The following is a 16,344-nucleotide window of genomic DNA, read 5'->3' on the forward strand; positions in this document are numbered from 1 at the left end:
CTAACATCTAACATCTAACATCTAACATCTAACATCTAACATCTAACATCTAACATCTAACATCTAACATCTAACATCTAACATCTAACATCTAATATCTCATATCTAACATCCAATAACCAATAACCTACACCACCATCAGGCTGCAGCCCCGCAGGGCTGAGTTGTCGAGGCGGCCGGTAACGGCAAAACTGCCGTCGGTGCCGATGCGGGCAATATCGTCGGTAGCAATAAAAGCGCAGGAATGCACATTGGCAAGGTCGATAACATTGATACAACCGTTACCCCTAAGTTTAAGATCGAAGGGGTCGTTTTCGTCTCTTACCAGTACCCGCATTACGGGCGGGCATTCGAACAGGCCGTCTCCTTTGGAGTAAGCCTGCGACAGGAGTTCCGTCATGCCATATTCGGAATGTACCGCGGGGAGCTGCCATTGCTTTTTCAGGAAATCGTGCACCTGGTCGCGGGTCCATTCTTCGCGCCGGCCCTTCATGCCCCCGGTTTCCATTACGGTTATCGCGCTGAGATCCATCGGGTATTGGTCCGCAAAGTCGAGCAGCGCAAACGTTACGCCCAACAGCATCACCTTCCGGCCCGAAGTGCTGAGCGTCTTAAGGTTACCGGCCAGTTGTGTCCATTCATTGAGGTAGAACCCGCTTTCCGGTTGCCGGCTCAGCCGGATTAATTCGGCGGCCATATACACTAAAGAGGAGTTATTACGTTCAAGATAAGAAGGAAGCAGGCAAAGGAACACATAATCGCCGGGCTCGCCGTAAAACTGCCGGAACGTTTGCAGGAAACTTGCTTTATACAGTTCCGGGTCTTTTACAAAATGCCGGCTGTTCTGCATGCCGGTGGTACCGCTGCTTTCGAACACCAGGGGCACATCGGCCGCACTGGCGCCGGTAAGCACTTCGTGGGTTTTAAAAAGCGATATCGGGAGGAAGGGAATCTCTGTCAGGCTGGTTACCGAAGCCGGCTTGCGACCGATAGCGATAACAAAATCCCGGTAGACTTCGTTGCCCTGGAACTGGTGCTGGAAGAGGGCTAATGCATATTGTTCGAAATTTTGCCCGTTTACACCCGAAAGCCAGTTTTCCTGCTGAATAATATGTTCAATATTGAGGGACATTCACTAAATTTGATAGCAATATGAAAAGCCGGATAATTTTAACCCTGTTTGCGCTGCTCCTTTTCGCTGCCTGCGAAAAGCAACCCGATCAATACCCGGATGAGCCGCAAATTTACTATAAGAACACGACACCCCGAACAATCGGTATCGAAGACACGACCGTTATCAAAATCTTGTTTGGATTTACCGATGGAGATGGCAATATAGGCTGGGACGAAAACAGGATGGCTATTTTTGCTTATAATGTATTCGATCCGAAAGATACCACCCGCCGGCGCGATACTTTTGCATTCCCTTTCCCTAATGTACCCGATAATATGCGCCCCAGGAAAGGCGGGCTTACCGGCGACGCCTACCTCAATTTAGGCAACCAGTTCTTTACGCTCGATTCGCTTCACCGGGTTTATGGCGGCGATACCGTGGTTTTTAACATTTATATAAAGGACGAAGCCGACAATATGAGCAATATCATCACAACAGACTCTATTTTTGTAAGGAAATAGCAGCATTATTTTAATCGTATCTGTTTGCCAGGTACCGGGTAACGCAGCGGGATAATGAACAACTATAATTTACTGATAGAAAGACTGGATGCGTTTATCCGTAAGTACTACCTGAACCAGTTATTGCGGGGTGGACTTATATTCGCGGCCTGCCTGCTTATTTACCTGCTCCTGATGGGGCTGGGTGAGTACTATTTCTATTTCCCCGCCTGGCTTAAAATAATCATGATCGCCCTGTTGCTCGGCGCGGGCCTGCTGGCCCTTATAGCCTGGGTACTGGTACCGCTGCTTAAAATACGGAAGCTGGGTAAAATCATTTCGCACGAGGAGGCGGCAAGAATTATCGGCGTCCATTTTCCCGAGGTAAGCGACAAACTGCTGAATGTGCTGCAACTGCACCAGCAAAATAACCAGGCCGAAAGCCGGGAACTGATTGAAGCCAGTATCAGCCAGAAAGCGGCACAGATATCCGTAGTGCCCTTTACACAAGCCGTAGACCTGCGTAAAAACCGGAAATACCTGCCTTATGTATTGCCGCCGGCCCTGATCGTTTTATTTATTTTTATCGCAGCTCCCAATATTTTCCGCGATGCCGGTGCCAGGTTGATGCAGCCGGATAAGAACTTCAGTCCGCCTGCGCCCTTTTCTTTTGTCGTATTGAATAAAGATTTACGGGTGCCGCTTAACGGCGATTATACCCTGGAGGCCGAAATCAGGGGCGATAAGCTGCCGGATAAGGTCTATATACTGGCGGGTGATGAGCAGCTGGAAATGCAGAAAAACGGTAAGAACCGCTTCAGCTATACGTTTAGCCGGGTACATCAGTCGCTGGACTTCCGGTTTACCGCTGCGGGTTATACGTCGCAGCCTTATCGTATAGCCGTGATCGAAAAACCGCAGCTTATGGCTTTCCGGGTACAGGTACGCTACCCGGCGCATACCGGTAAAAAAGAAGAGGAACTGCAAAGCCTCAGCGATATGACCCTGCCCGAGGGTACCGTACTGACCTGGTACCTGGAGGCGAAACATACCGACCAGGTAGACCTGGCCTTTGGCAACAGTGCAACGCGTACCCCGCTTCGTAAAAATGGGGATGGGTACTGGTCGGCCGCCGCCCGTTTTATGCAGGATACGGCTTATGCTCTTTTCCTGTCTAACCGGCAGATTCCCGGCGGCGATTCCTTCCGCTACCAGGTAAAGGTGATTGCCGATGCCGCGCCGCAGGTGCAGGCCCAGGAAGTGAAGGACAGTATAACCGGGCAGCAAGTATTGCTTACCGGTAATGCCAGCGACGACTACGGTCTGACCCAACTCTATTTTCACTACACTGTGCTCGATGCCGGTAAAACGGTACGCGCCGAAAAAAATATCCCGATTAAACGCGCTGCAGGCAATGTAACGCCGTTTCAGTATTATATGGATTTTGCGGCATTAAACCTTTTGCCCGGTCAGCAAGTCAACTATTATGTAGAGGCCTGGGATAACGATGGCGTGCGCGGCAGCAAAAGTGGTCGTAGCAATGTGTATACCTACAGTATGCCCGATAGCAAACAACTGGATTCGGCCATGAACCAGAATGCCCGGCAGATCAACCAGGGCCTCAGTTCCAGCGCCGAGCAGGCCAAACAGTTGCAGCAGGATATGAAAGAAATCCAGAACCAGTTGCTGCAATCGGAAAGCATGAGCTGGGAGAAACAGCAAAATATGAAATCGCTGGCAGACAAACAGGAGCAGTTGAAAAACAAGGTGGAGGCGATCAAGAAACGTTTTGAAGAGCAACGCAAACAAAGCGAACAGAAAAATTACAGCGAAGACATTAAGGAAAAACAAGAGGCGGTACAGAAGCAGCTCGACAACCTGCTGAATAAGCAGCTGGCGGAGCAATTGAGAAAGCTGCAGGAGATGATGAAGCAGATGAACAAGGACAATGCTTTCCAGCAGCTGCAGCAGATGGAACAACAGAATAAGCTGTTCAATATGGATATGGAGCGGATCCAGGAGCTGATGAAGAAGCTGGAGATGCAGATGAAGATGGAAGATGTGGCTAACCGGGTAGAAGACCTGGCTAACCGGGAAAACAGCCTGCAAAAGGAGACCGATGGCGGTAAAAAAGATAAGAACGACCTGAACAGCGACCAGCAACAGATCCGTAAGGACCTGAACAAGGTGATGCAACAGGATATGAAGGAACTGGATAAAATGAATAATGGGCAAAAGCAGCCCGAAAAGCTCGACGATGTAAAGGATAAAGGTAAAGAGGCCGGCGATAATATGGAGCAGAGCAGCGACCAGTTGCAGAGCGGACAACCTAAAAAAGCCAGCGAGGCCCAGCAAAAAGCAGAACAGAACCTGAGGCAAATGGCTGCCGATATGCGTAAGAAGGCCTCCGGGATGGATGCCGAGCAGATCGATATCGATATCAAGGCAACCCGGCAGATCCTGACCAACCTGATCCGTTTCTCCTTTGACCAGGAGCAATTGATGAACAAGGTGAGGAGCACGCCCGCAGCCAGTCCCAACTATGTACTGAATACCCGCGAACAAAGCCGCCTGCGGGGCAATGCCCGGATGATCAAGGATAGCCTCTTTACCTTGAGTAAAAGAGTATTCCAGATCGCAGCCACGGTAAACAAAGAGTCGTCGGGACTGGAACAGAATATCCAGAATACGATATCGGCACTGGAAAACAGGCTGGTCAACGAAGCCACTGTGCGCCAGCAATATGCCATGACCAATGCCAACAACCTGGCGCTGTTGCTGAATGAATTGCTTGAAAACCTGATCCAGCAACAATCCCAGGCCCAGCAATCGCAGGGTAACGGCAGTTGCAGCAAACCGGGAGGCAAGAATCCTAAACCCGGGAAAGGTAATGCAGGCCAAATGATGAAAGATATCATAACGGGCCAGCAGGAACTGGGCAAGGGTATGCAGCAGGGTAAAGGCAAACAGGAAGGCGGCAAAAGCGGCGGTTCGAGCCCGGGTGGTAAAGGCCAGGGCGGCTCGGGCGAGGGGGAAAGCGATGCGGAAGAGATGGCCCGGCTGGCACAGCAACAGGCTGCCCTGCGCAGGCAGATCCAGGAGCTGTCGAGTATGCTGAACAGTAAAGGGCAGAACGGCAACTCCAAAGAGTTGCGCGCTATCCAGGAGCAAATGGATAAGAATGAAACGGATATGGTGAACCGCAGACTGAATGCGGAACTCCTGATGCGCCAGAAAGAGATTATGTCGCGGTTATTGGAAGCGGAAAAGTCGATCAGGGACCAGGAAGAAGATAATAAACGCAACGCCAACAGTGGCAGGGACGAGCAACGGCCAATGCCGCCGGAGCTGCAGCAATACCTGCAAAGCAGGCAGGCCCTGCTCGATATGTACAAGACGGTACCGCCGGCTTTAAAACCATATTATAAAAAAATGGCAGAAGATTACCTGAAGCAGGTCAAACAGGGCAGTTAGTTTTGTACCTGTCAAATGCCTTATCTTTGCGCCCTCCCCGGGGAATAAAATAAGCACCACCGTGCACCCGGGAGAGGCCCCGAAAAAATGAAAAAAAAATCATCATAATGCAAGAAGTATATATTACCCGTATGGCAAAATTTTTGCCTTACGAGCCAGTGAGCAACGACGAGATGGAATCTGTATTGGGATTGGTAAACGGCAAACCTTCGAAAGTACGCCCGATCATTTTAAGGAATAACGGAATCAAAACAAGACACTACGCATTCGGAGCAGGAAAAGAGACCCTTACCAATGCCCAGCTTACCGCCAAAGCGATCGAGATTCTGTATAAGGACAAGGAAGAACTGAAGGAGATGGAGCTACTGTCCTGCGGTACCACATCGCCCGACCAGGTGCTGCCTTCGCACGCCTCCATGGTGCACGGCGCACTGGGTATAGACCCGGTAGAGATCGCCTCCTTTTCGGGCGCCTGCAATACCGGTATGCAGGCCTTTAAATACGCTTACCTTTCCGTAGCCTCGGGCGATACCAAAAACGCCGTGGCCACGGGCTCGGAGCGTATGTCCAAACTGCTTACCGCCGATAAATTCCAACCCGAGATCGATAAGGTGAACGAGATCGAATCCAATGGTTTTATAGCCTTTGAAAAAGATTTCCTGCGCTGGATGCTGAGCGATGGCGCCGGTGCCGCTTTATTCCAGGACAAGCCCAACCCCGACGGCGTTTCGCTGAAGGTAGAGTGGATCGATATGACCTCCTTTGCCGGAAGCCTGGAAACCTGCATGTATGGCGGTGGTGTAAAAGAAGGTTCGGAACTGATCGGTTATACCGATATGACGGCCGAGGAATGGCTGAACCAGAGCGCATTTTCGCTCAAACAGGATACGCGTCTGCTGGGCGAGAACATCGTTCCGCGTGGTGTAGACTTCCTGGAAACCGTAATCAAGAAAAGAAATTTCGATACCAAAAGCGTAGACTGGTTCCTGCCGCACCTGTCTTCCGAGTTCTTCCGCCAGAAGATCCACGAAGAACTGGGTCGCAGAAATATAGAACTGCCGCTCGAAGTATGGTATACCAATCTTTCCCGTTTGGGTAATGTAGGTTCGGCTTCCCCTTATTTTATGCTGGAGGAGCTGATGAACGAGGGTAAGCTGAAGAAAGGCCAGAAGGTGTTCCTGATGGTGCCGGAAAGCGCCCGCTTCTCCTATACCTACGCCTTGCTTACCGTAGTATAATGCTTTACGGGAGCATGAGTTCCCTGTACATAACATAAAAACAAGACGCGCCATCGTAAGATGGCGCGTCTTGTTTTATATCGTGTTATTTACCGGGTAAAGGGAATCCGGTAGTAGAGCGAGAGCTGGAAACCGATCCATAACTTGGTGTTGTCCGGGTTCTCTCCGCTATAGGAGTTGCTCAGCAGGTAGGGCGGTTTGAATACCCTGAATTCCTTGTCCGGGTCGTCGATCGTCTTATGGGCATAAGTGTTGAACGATACCGGCAGGCCTTCGCTCGAATACTTGGTCGTCAGGTAATTGAGCGTGGCGCCCGCCGAAACGGTGAGGCCGCGGGTAAGCTGGTATTCCAGGATGAGCGAAATGCGGCTCAGCCTGGAGGTCGTTACAATGGCATACGTCTTGTTGATATAGGTCGGGTTGTCGATAGAGTCGGGAAATGCCGGTGGTATGGTATCGCGGGTAAAAAGACTACCGTTGCCGGACAGGCTTTTGCCGGTATTTACATTCAGGTGCAAATTCCATTTGTCGTCGAGCTTCAACGAAGTACCCAGGCCATAACGCACCTGCGTAGCGCCGCCCATGTCATACGACAGGGTGCCGTAGAGGAAGTCGAACCCCACGCGCAGGCCTGGATTGAAATAGTTAATCTCGTCGACCGAAACGCCGCCGGCCACGAGCAGGTGATTTTTTAAGAAACGAACCGTTTTACTATCGTTCTCGCCTTTGGTGTCAGCCGTGGCATTAAGGTCGAGATAAGGGTCTTTCCATTCTTCGCCGGGGACTTTAGGCGCACCGGAGCCGGCATAAGCGCCACCGCTGTTACTGCCGCCCGAAAAGTAATAACCCATAGCCACCGAGGAGTCGCCTACGATTACAAGCCGTCCGCCCGGGGGGAGCAGGGAACTATCTATCGCCGGTGCTTTAGCGAGTTGCGGAGCCGATGCTGCAGTCGCCGGTAATGTGGCGGGGACTACCTTTCTCGGCTGTGGTTTTTTGGGTTCTTTTTTACGCGCAAAAAGACCCTTCTTCTTTTCTTTAGGGCCTTCTACATAAACAATATGATTGCTGCTGACGATCTTATAAGCGATTCCCGATCGTTTTTTGAGCAGCGCCAGTAACCGCTCCACGGTCATTTTCCCGTCCCTGACTTTTATTTTCTGGTTGGGCCTGATGCGGGCAGCGTTGTAGGAAAAGGTAATGCCGCTTTGCCGCTGCATTTCCCGGGTCAGGCTGTGCAGGGTATAAGGCTTATGGTTCAGCAGGACTTCCTTGTAGAACATGGGCGATGGGCTCTGGGCCATAGCCCGGCCGGCCATGCAGGTACACAGCAGGAAAAGCAGGAAAGCTAAAAGGCTATTCGCAGCCTTCCCCGTTGATATAGATATGTTGCTGTTCAATTTTATAGGTCAGATTAAAGGTTTCCGAAATGGCAGTGAGTATTTCTTCCAGCGTTTTGTGCTCGAAAACAGCGCTCAGCCTGCAATTTTTAAGAGATGCATTCTGTAGTATGATATCTACTTTAAAGTGGCTGCCCAACCGGGTAACTACTTCCTGCATAGGTACATCTTTAAAATCGAAAAAGGCAGTTGCCGGCGCCATGGTCGTTTCGGAAAGCACGGTAAATTTCCGGCCTTTCCGGTCGAACTGACCGCTGCCGCCTGTGGTAATCACCAGGGTATCGACCCTGTTGTAGAAGGCTACCTTGCCTTCAAATACCCGTACGGTAACCTTGCCCGGGTGTTGTACAATTTCGAAGGCAGTGCCCAGCACTTTTACATTCAGATCGTCGAAATGTACCAGGAACGGCTTTTCCGGGTTATGCGTTACCTTAAAAAATGCATCGCCGGTAAGCTGCACATCGCGTTTGTTGCCGGTAAATCTTTCGGGATAGGATATTTCGGCACCTTGTTTTAAGGCTACCATCGTTCCGTCGCTCAGGTGCAGGCTGTCTTGCTGCGTTGCTGCATTTTTGGTAATGGTGTCGCCGTTGGTTACGTCATTGTTGAACAGGAAATAGCTGCCCGTAGCGGCCAGTATAATAGCGGCTGCTGCGGCAATGCGCCTCAGCCATATATTTTTGCTGCGCTGCGGCTGCTGCAGGGGCAGCGTGGTTTGTACCGGCTTGCTGCCGCTCAGCCGCTCCCATTCGAGATGTATATCGGGTGTATGATAGGCTTCGTCGCCTGCTTCGAGCCAGGATTGGTGCAATGATCGGAAAAAGGCACGACGGTCCTCCGAAGCCGACACCCATTCATCGATGAGCATCGCTTCTTCCGGGCTGGCATTGCCGGCAAAATATTTTATAAATAATTCAAATTCGATCATGTTTACCCATTCAACTCAAAGCAAAGACAAATAATACCTATAAAAACCCTTACTATCTGGCGCACTAGTTTTAAAGCTTTGCTCATATGAGCTTCTACGGTCTTCACCGAGATGCCCATTTCAGAAGCTATTTCTGTATATTTTTTCTGGTTGGCCCTGCTTTGTACAAACACTTCCCTGCATTGCGGCGGCAACTGGTCCAGTACCCTGTCTACCTGTTGTTTCAGCCCCAGTATTTCCTCCGCGTCCTGGCCCGGTGTATAGGTATCGGTATACGACGACTCTTTGCGGATCAGCATATGATGCCTTTCCTGCAGTTCCGTTTTCTTGAGGTTGTTAATGCTGAGATTATAGACGCTCCGGTAGAGGTAGGCCTTGGGGTGTTCGATTGTATGCAGCGGTATGTTTTTCTCCAGCATCTGGAGAAAAACAGCCTGTACAACGTCTTTGGCCTCGTCGTTGTCTTTTACCAGGGTAAAAGCATAACGATGCAGGGCCTCGTAGTGCATCAGGAATAGAGATTGTATGTCAGTAGGTTGGTCCAACTGCGGCAAAAGTCCTTAAATTTTTCAAAAAAGAAAAGCCCCGGAACGGATTTCGAGGTTTTTCTTTTTCTGCCGGTATATTTTTCTGTAGGAACGTGCTTATTTTTTTACTCTTTTGATACTGCAGCCAACGGATTTGGTCTCATCCGGGCTTATTTTTTTACCGGCAACCATATTGTCCATGGCATTTTTCAGGAACATTACCTTAGCTGCCGAGGGTTCAGAGGGATTGTCGTCCATAGCGCCTTTGTATACCAGCTTTCCGGTCTTGCCGTCGAATAAATAAACTTCGGGTGTATGGGATGCACCGAAGGCATCGGCCAGTACGGCGCCGTTGTCGAGGCAGTAGTTGGGATAATGCTGGGCCTTACCAAAGGTTACCATTTTATCGGCGGCATCGGCATCGTCGCGCTGGGCTTCGTTGGAGTTAAGGATCATGACGCCGATTCCTTTTTGTTTTGCAGTAGCCAGGATCGATTGGGTCCGGTCTATATTACGCAGTACGAAAGGGCAGGTATTGCAACTGAAGATAACGAGCAGGCCTTTATCTGTTTTCAGGTCCTGGTGGCTTACCTGTTTATCGTGGAGCACATCCTGTGCCGTATAATCAATATCGGGAAATGCAGAACCGATGGCCAGGGAGGCCGGTTTGGCCTGTTGGGCAAAAGCCTGGCCAACCAGCAGGGCAGACAGGAGGAAGGCGGTTATTTTTTTCATAAGTAAATGCTTGTGTGGTTTTGTACAGTTTGGAAAGGTACGCAATTATAGACCGGCAGCAGGGGGCGCCCGTTGGAAAATGATTGTTAATTTACCTGTCCTGCAGGCTGTTCGGGGGGGTGCCGGTTTTTATCCCGGGCCGCTGCCGCCAGTTTATGGTGCATCATGATCGAAAGGTTCAGCTCGAAACCGATCAGGATCACCATGCCGGTAATAAACATCCAGGCCATAAACATAAGCAGGGTGCCGATAGAGCCATATACTTTGTTGTAATTGATAAAATGGTTGGCAATATAAAAGAACAGGTAAGACACGCCTACAAACAGGACAGTAGCCAGGAAGGCGCCCGGGGAAAAGAAGCGGAACTTGTCTTCCAGCGAGGGGCCGTATTTGTAAAGGATGCACATGGTGATATAAATGATGCCCACCAGGGTAAGTCCGCTGATCATTTTAAGTACCGAGGCATTACCGGCGAGGTCGGCCAGGTATTTATCCAGCACACTGGTCTGTATGATCAGCAGGGCGATGGAGACCAGCAGCACCATCATAAGGCCGAGCGTGAGCAGGATGGCCTTTTTGCGCCGCGCCATACCGGTACGTTTTACATGGGCGGGCGAGTCGCGGTCGAAGCCGCGCAGCAGGCCCATTACGCCGTTGGAAGATACAAAGAGGGTAAACAGGAAACCCAGCGACAACAGCTCGCGGCGTTTGGTCTGCATAAAATCGGTAACGATACCCTGCACCGAATTAAACAGGCGCTCGTTGGGCGACAGCAGCCTGATCGAGTTAAGGATGGTCGTCTCTACCGTATCCAGTGGTAAGTAGGGCACCAGCGAGAAGAGGAAGATGAGCGAGGGCGGTATGGCCATCAGGAAGTTGAACGACATCGCCGCAGCTCTTTCGCTCAGGCGTATATCCTTCACCCCTTTAAAGAATAAAGTGGTGATATCGTATACCGATGCGCCTTCCGCCCCCGGTATATTGGTCTTCTTCATGCTTGAAAAAAACAAGCGTGCAGGCCATTTGAAAAGGTTACGTTTTTTTGCCAAAGCAGGATGAACTGTTTTAAGGTCATGATCACTCCCGGACGGTGCGGCCGGTATAATACAGGAATACCTCCTCCAGGTTGTTGCAGCCTTCGGCCTGCCGCACCAGGTTGCCGGGGCTGTCCTGGGCAATCAGCCGCCCCTCGTCGATAATGGCGACATCGCTGCAGATGCGTTCGGCTTCTTCGAGCAGGTGGGAGGTATAAATAATAGTCTTGCCTTCTTCGTTATATAATTTCAGGAAGTCGAGTATCATGGTGCGCGACTGTACGTCCACGCCCGCGGTGGGCTCGTCGAGCACCAGCATCTCGGGTTCGTGCAGCAGGCCGGCTATAATGTTGGCCCTGCGCTTCATGCCGCCGCTGTACTGGTGTATGCGTTTATGGGCATTGGCCGTAAGTCCGAACCGTTCGAGCAGGAAGGCGATACGCATCCGCAATACCCTTAACGGTATGCGGTACAGCCTGCCGATGTATTCCAGGTTTTCCTGTGCCGACAGTTGCGGGTAAAGGGCAATCTGTTGCGGCACGATACCGATCTTCTTTTTGATCTCGATAATATCCTGACGCGAATCGAGGCCGAAAACCCTGGCGGTACCCTGGTCCTGGTGCACGAGGCCGCAAAGAATGGAAATAGTCGTGGTCTTACCGGCCCCGTTGGGACCAAGCAGGCCGGCAATAATTCCTTTTTTGAAACGCAGGTTCAGGCCCTGCAAGGCCGTATTCTCGGCGCCGGGATAATGTTTGCGTAATTGATCGATCTCTATGGCGTTGGACAAAGCTCGTGTTTTAATATCGGGTCAAAAATACAGCGGATCGTGTAAAACAGGCGTTAAACGGGCGCAAAGCATGCTTACTTGCCCACCCATACCACGTATTTATCTTTGAAATGCGGTTCGGGGAAAATATCGTCTACCGGCCAGAGCGAAGGCCTGAGGCCCGATTCGCTGATCTCCTGGGCCAGGTCGCCGCCTTTCAGGCAGATCAGCCCGTTGGCCAATGTGGTCGATTTTCTTTTTTTGATAAAGGGCCGGCCCCATTGCCAAAGCTCTTTTAAAGGCGCTACGGCCCGCGATACGGCAAAGTCGAATTCCTGCTGCGGAATATTTTCGACGCGCGCATGCAATACCTTCACATTCTTCAGTCCTATGGCATCGGCCACAGCCTGCACCACTTTCAGTTTTTTGCCGATCGAGTCTACAAGCAGGAACTCGACTTCGGGGTAGAAAATAGCCAGCGGTATGCCTGGAAAACCGCCGCCGGTGCCGATATCGAACACCCGCATACCGTCGTTAAACGGGCATACGGCGGCAATACTCAGCGAATGCAATACGTGGTTGGTATATAAAGCGTCGGTGTCTTTGCGCGAGATCACATTGATCTTTTCGTTCCATTCGCTGTACAGGGCCTGCAACTGGCCAAACTGGTCCAGTTGCGTAGCGCTGAAATCGTCAAAATATTTAAGAATTACTTCCATGTTTGTTTGTTTTTCCAGAAGATAAACGGCGACAAAAATACATTATAGATTGCCCAGCCCAGGTCGCCCAGCGGATAAAAAATTAAAAGTTTTTTTTCGTTCAATACCCGGTACCATTTTCCCGCCAACATCCAGTAGATCATTAAGCGAAACAAAAACAGTGCCAGGACTACTGCAGCGGCCGGTCCGCCCAGGATCAGCAACAGCAGGCCCATAAACCAATACAGGCTATGGCTAAGGCCATAGAGCCCCAGCATTTGCCGGATGTCTTTGCGGTAATATTTACCCGTGCTGGCATGCCTGGTCTTTTGTCGCCACCATTTGCGCCAGGTATCCTGGGCTACGGATACGGTATGGGCCTCGCCGGCCAGGCAACAGGCTACAGCGGCATGCGGCGCTATGGCCGATACCAGCAGGTCGTCGTCGCCCGAGGGCGTAGCGGCATAGGTGGCGCTAAAGCCTGGATCGCCGAAAGCCATAGCGGGCAGGCTTTTGCTGTACAGCATGTTGCGGCCTACGCCCATATAGGTCTTGCCGGCGCGGGCATAACTGGCGTATTGCATAAGGGTATGGGCCGTCTCCCAGTGTATAAAGCGGTTGAGCAGGCCGGGCCGATATTCATAAGCGCCATAACCCAGTACCAGTAAGGGTTTGCCGCTGCCGTTCTCCTGCGCAGCAACCATAGTACGGGCCCACAAGGGACCGGCCGGCTGGCAATCGGCGTCGGTAAGCAGCACCAGGTCCTGCTTTGCAGCTGCTATGCCTTGTTGCAAAGCAAATTTTTTGCCGGGCCATGTACGGGGTGTTCCGGGGCTCAGGGTAATGACGCGCAGCTGCGGGTAACGCGCGCTGAATGTCTCGAGCAGCGCTGCCGATGCATCGGTCGAGCCGTCGTTAACCACGATCACTTCAAAACCCGGGGCAGGGTAGTCCTGCTCCAGCACAGCCGGCAGGAACCGTTCCAGTTGGGAAGCCTCGTTTTTGGCACAGATCACGACGCTTAACCCGGGCAGTACCGGGAGGGATGCTGCGGGCTTTATCGCGGCCCCTTTGTAAAACAGCAGGGCATAACCGCACTGCAGCAGCACGGCAATAACAAAAAGCGTTATGAGCAGGGGGTACAGCAAACGGGTTAAGGTTAAAAAAAGACCTGGCAGGTAATGACGCCAGCCAGGTCTTTGTTATCTTGAAGGTTCAGGGACGACTTAAGCCGGCTCCTGTTCCCGTTGTACTGTTTTTTCCAGCACTTCTTTAATAATGGTATCCATAAACTCGGGCAGGGATTGGGAACCGAGATCGCCTTTACCCTGGCGGCGTACCGCTACGGTTTGTTCGTTCATCTCTTTTTCACCGATCACCAGCATGTACGGTACTTTCTCCAGTTCGGTATCGCGTATCTTCTTGCCTATTTTCTCGTTACGGTCGTCTACTTCGGCACGCAGGTCCTTGCCTTTCATCATACCGGCGATCTCATGCGCATAAGCGCTGAATTTGTCGGAGATAGGCAGGATCTTTACCTGTACCGGGGCCAGCCACAGGGGCAGTTTGCCGGCGCAGTGCTCGAGCAGTACGGCGATAAAGCGTTCCAGCGAACCGAATGGCGCGCGGTGGATCATTACCGGGCGTTTACGCGAGTTGTCGCTGTCTACGTATTCGAGTTCGAAACGTTCGGGCAGGTTATAGTCCACCTGGATGGTACCCAGCTGCCAGCTGCGACCCAGCGCATCCTTCACCATAAAGTCGAGCTTGGGGCCGTAGAAGGCCGCTTCGCCATATTCTTCAACGGTAACGAGGCCTTTTTCGGCAGCCGCTTCGCGGATCGCGTTTTCAGCGATATCCCAGTTTTCGTCGGTACCGATATATTTAGCCCTGTTCTCCTTATCCCGCAGCGATACCTGGGCGGTATAATTGTGGAAGTCCAGCGAGCTGAATACATGCATCACCAGGTCGATCACTTTTTTAAACTCATCTTTTACCTGGTCGGGACGGCAGAACAGGTGCGCATCGTCCTGGGTAAAGCCGCGTACACGGGTAAGGCCGTGCAGCTCGCCGCTTTGCTCGTAACGGTATACGGTACCGAACTCTGCATAACGCAGTGGCAGCTCTTTATAGGAGTGCGGCGAGGATTTATAGATCTCGCAGTGGTGCGGGCAGTTCATGGGTTTCAGCATAAACTCTTCGCCTTCCTGGGGGGTGGTAATGGGGCGGAACGAATCTGCGCCATACTTTTCCCAGTGGCCCGAGGTAATATACAGTTGCTTGGAACCGATATGCGGGGTAACTACCGGCAGGTAGCCGCCGTCGAGCTGTATCTTTTGCAGGAACTGTTGCAGGCGTTCGCGCAGCATAGCGCCTTTGGGCAGCCAAAGCGGCAGGCCGCTACCTACTTTTTCGGAGAAGGTAAAGAGGTCGAGCTCGCGGCCCAGCTTGCGGTGGTCGCGTTTTTTGGCTTCTTCCATCAGTACCAGGTAGTCGTCCAGCTCTTTCTGGGCCGGGAAAGTAACTCCGTAAATGCGGGTCAGCATTTTGTTTTTTTCATTACCCCTCCAGTACGCACCGGCAATATTGGTCAGCTTTACGGCTTTGATAAAGCCGGTATGCGGGATATGCGGTCCGCGGCAGAGGTCGGTAAAGCTGCCCTGCTGGTAGAAGGTAATTTTACCGTCTTCCAGGCCCTCGATCAGCTCCAGTTTGTACTGGTCACCTTTGTCGGTAAAGTATTGAATGGCGTCGGCTTTGCTTACCTGGGTACGCGTATATCTTTCTTTCTGGTTGGCCAGTTCTTTTACTTTTTTCTCGATCTTTTGCAGGTCTTCTTCGGTAATGCTGCGGTCGCCCAGGTCTATATCATAGTAGAAACCCGTTTCGATTGCAGGACCGATACCGAATTTGGTGCCGGGAAATATATCTTCGATCGCTTCTGCCATTAAGTGGGCCGAGGAATGCCAGAATGTTGATTTTCCTCCTTTGTCGTCCCAGGTCAGCAGCTTTAATGATGCATCTTTTTCAATCGGGCGGAAAGCGTCAACCACTTCTCCGTCCACTTCGGCAGCCAGCACCTTGCGTGCAAGCCCATCGCTGATGGATTTGGCAATATCCAGTGCCGATACGCCGGCTTCATATTCGCGCACGGCTCCATCGGGTAAAGTGATACGTATCATCTAAGTTGTCTTGTTTTTTAATAGAATGGCAAAGTTAATAATATTTTGTGCAGGATGGACTGATTTTTAAGTGCCTGTATTCCCTTGTTGAATCGGCTTGCTGCCCGCTTGTTGCCAACCGCTGAAAGATACGAAGCGATTTTATGGAAAAACCAAATCCATCATTATTTTTGCAGGATGTTTCTAATTCTTTTCCCGCTTGCCGCCGCTATCCTGGGTTACGGGATCAACAGTGTTATTGTCCGTTATATTACCCGTCAAGCCATCCCGCAGCGTATGCCTGCATTGGCGGGGCAGGCCGGCGCCTATGCCGCTACCCTGATCAATACCGATGAACTGGCCGCTAAACTGGCCGATCCCGAAAAGTTGAAAAGCCTGCATCCCTTCATCGAGCAGCATATCGATGTTTTCCTTAAAGAAAAGCTGAAGGAAAAAATGCCGGCCATTGCCATGTTCGTGGGCGAAAAGACCATCGAGATGATGAAAAAGGGCCTGATGGAAGAAATAGAGCTGCTCTTACCCAACCTGCTGCAGCAGTATATGGGGTCTATAAAAGAGCGACTGGATATAGGGGCTGCCGTAACAAAAGGACTGGCGGGCATCGCACCGGAACGTGTAGATGAGGTGCTGCATACCGGGCTTGCCCGCGAATGGCGCCTGTTTAAATGGGCGGGAGCGGCTTCGGGCCTGCTTATTGGTGTAGTACTGCTGTTGCTGCAGCAGCTTCTGCCATAAATAACCCTTA

Annotated in this window: 14 protein-coding genes; 4 read left to right on the plus strand and 10 right to left on the minus strand. The window is 51.3% G+C overall.

Annotated elements, in window-relative coordinates:
• Positions 1 to 127: 127 nt before the first annotated feature.
• Complete coding sequence (locus tag B0I18_RS21680; protein WP_245882131.1) at positions 128 to 1,132, minus strand: acyl-CoA synthetase family protein; 1,005 nt, start codon at positions 1,130 to 1,132, stop codon at positions 128 to 130.
• A gap of 20 nt (positions 1,133 to 1,152) precedes the next feature.
• On the opposite strand from B0I18_RS21680, the gene B0I18_RS21685 reads away from it, so the two are divergent.
• The 3 genes from B0I18_RS21685 (at position 1,153) to darB (ending at position 6,326) form a co-directional block, all read left to right on the plus strand.
• Positions 1,153 to 1,635 (plus strand): hypothetical protein, encoded by a 483-nt coding sequence (locus tag B0I18_RS21685; RefSeq protein WP_106524859.1) that lies wholly within the window; start codon positions 1,153 to 1,155, stop codon positions 1,633 to 1,635.
• A gap of 54 nt (positions 1,636 to 1,689) precedes the next feature.
• On the plus strand, positions 1,690 to 5,088 hold the full coding sequence (locus B0I18_RS21690; RefSeq protein ID WP_106524860.1) for a DUF4175 family protein: 3,399 nt from the start codon (positions 1,690 to 1,692) through the stop codon (positions 5,086 to 5,088).
• 107 nt (positions 5,089 to 5,195) lie between these two features.
• A complete protein-coding gene (gene darB, locus B0I18_RS21695) occupies positions 5,196 to 6,326 on the plus strand; it encodes a dialkylresorcinol biosynthesis protein DarB (RefSeq protein WP_106524861.1) in 1,131 nt (376 codons plus the stop codon).
• Between the two features lie 89 nt (positions 6,327 to 6,415).
• On the opposite strand, the gene B0I18_RS21700 is transcribed toward darB, so the two are convergent.
• From B0I18_RS21700 to thrS, 9 genes are all read right to left on the minus strand, one after another.
• The gene (locus B0I18_RS21700; protein ID WP_146146835.1) at positions 6,416 to 7,645 is read right to left on the minus strand and encodes an STN domain-containing protein; all 1,230 of its coding nucleotides are present in this window, start codon (positions 7,643 to 7,645) and stop codon (positions 6,416 to 6,418) included.
• 37 nt (positions 7,646 to 7,682) lie between these two features.
• Entirely contained in the window at positions 7,683 to 8,654 is a 972-nt protein-coding gene (locus B0I18_RS21705; RefSeq protein WP_106524863.1) for a FecR family protein, read from the minus strand.
• Positions 8,655 to 8,656: 2 nt separating this feature from the next.
• Entirely contained in the window at positions 8,657 to 9,208 is a 552-nt protein-coding gene (locus tag B0I18_RS21710; RefSeq protein ID WP_146146836.1) for an RNA polymerase sigma-70 factor, read from the minus strand.
• Between the two features lie 90 nt (positions 9,209 to 9,298).
• Positions 9,299 to 9,916, minus strand: a complete 618-nt coding sequence (locus tag B0I18_RS21715; protein ID WP_106524865.1) for a redoxin family protein — start codon at positions 9,914 to 9,916, stop codon at positions 9,299 to 9,301.
• Positions 9,917 to 10,002: 86 nt separating this feature from the next.
• A complete protein-coding gene (locus tag B0I18_RS21720; protein WP_146146837.1) occupies positions 10,003 to 10,911 on the minus strand; it encodes a YihY/virulence factor BrkB family protein in 909 nt (302 codons plus the stop codon).
• Positions 10,912 to 10,993: 82 nt separating this feature from the next.
• On the minus strand, positions 10,994 to 11,740 hold the full coding sequence (locus tag B0I18_RS21725; protein ID WP_106524867.1) for an ABC transporter ATP-binding protein: 747 nt from the start codon (positions 11,738 to 11,740) through the stop codon (positions 10,994 to 10,996).
• A 74-nt stretch (positions 11,741 to 11,814) separates the two neighbouring features.
• Entirely contained in the window at positions 11,815 to 12,438 is a 624-nt protein-coding gene (rsmG, locus tag B0I18_RS21730) for a 16S rRNA (guanine(527)-N(7))-methyltransferase RsmG (protein WP_106524868.1), read from the minus strand.
• A complete protein-coding gene (locus B0I18_RS21735; protein WP_181358575.1) occupies positions 12,429 to 13,565 on the minus strand; it encodes a glycosyltransferase in 1,137 nt (378 codons plus the stop codon). Before B0I18_RS21735 ends, rsmG begins: the two co-directional genes overlap by 10 nt.
• Before the next feature lie 78 nt (positions 13,566 to 13,643).
• Positions 13,644 to 15,599 (minus strand): threonine--tRNA ligase, encoded by a 1,956-nt coding sequence (gene thrS, locus B0I18_RS21740; RefSeq protein WP_106524870.1) that lies wholly within the window; start codon positions 15,597 to 15,599, stop codon positions 13,644 to 13,646.
• 177 nt (positions 15,600 to 15,776) lie between these two features.
• Here thrS and B0I18_RS21745 point away from each other — a divergent pair, with 177 nt between their 5' ends.
• On the plus strand, positions 15,777 to 16,334 hold the full coding sequence (locus B0I18_RS21745) for a hypothetical protein (RefSeq protein WP_106524871.1): 558 nt from the start codon (positions 15,777 to 15,779) through the stop codon (positions 16,332 to 16,334).
• Positions 16,335 to 16,344: the final 10 nt, after the last annotated feature.

Source organism: Taibaiella chishuiensis (assembly GCF_003014535.1).
GTDB lineage: Bacteria > Bacteroidota > Bacteroidia > Chitinophagales > Chitinophagaceae > Taibaiella > Taibaiella chishuiensis.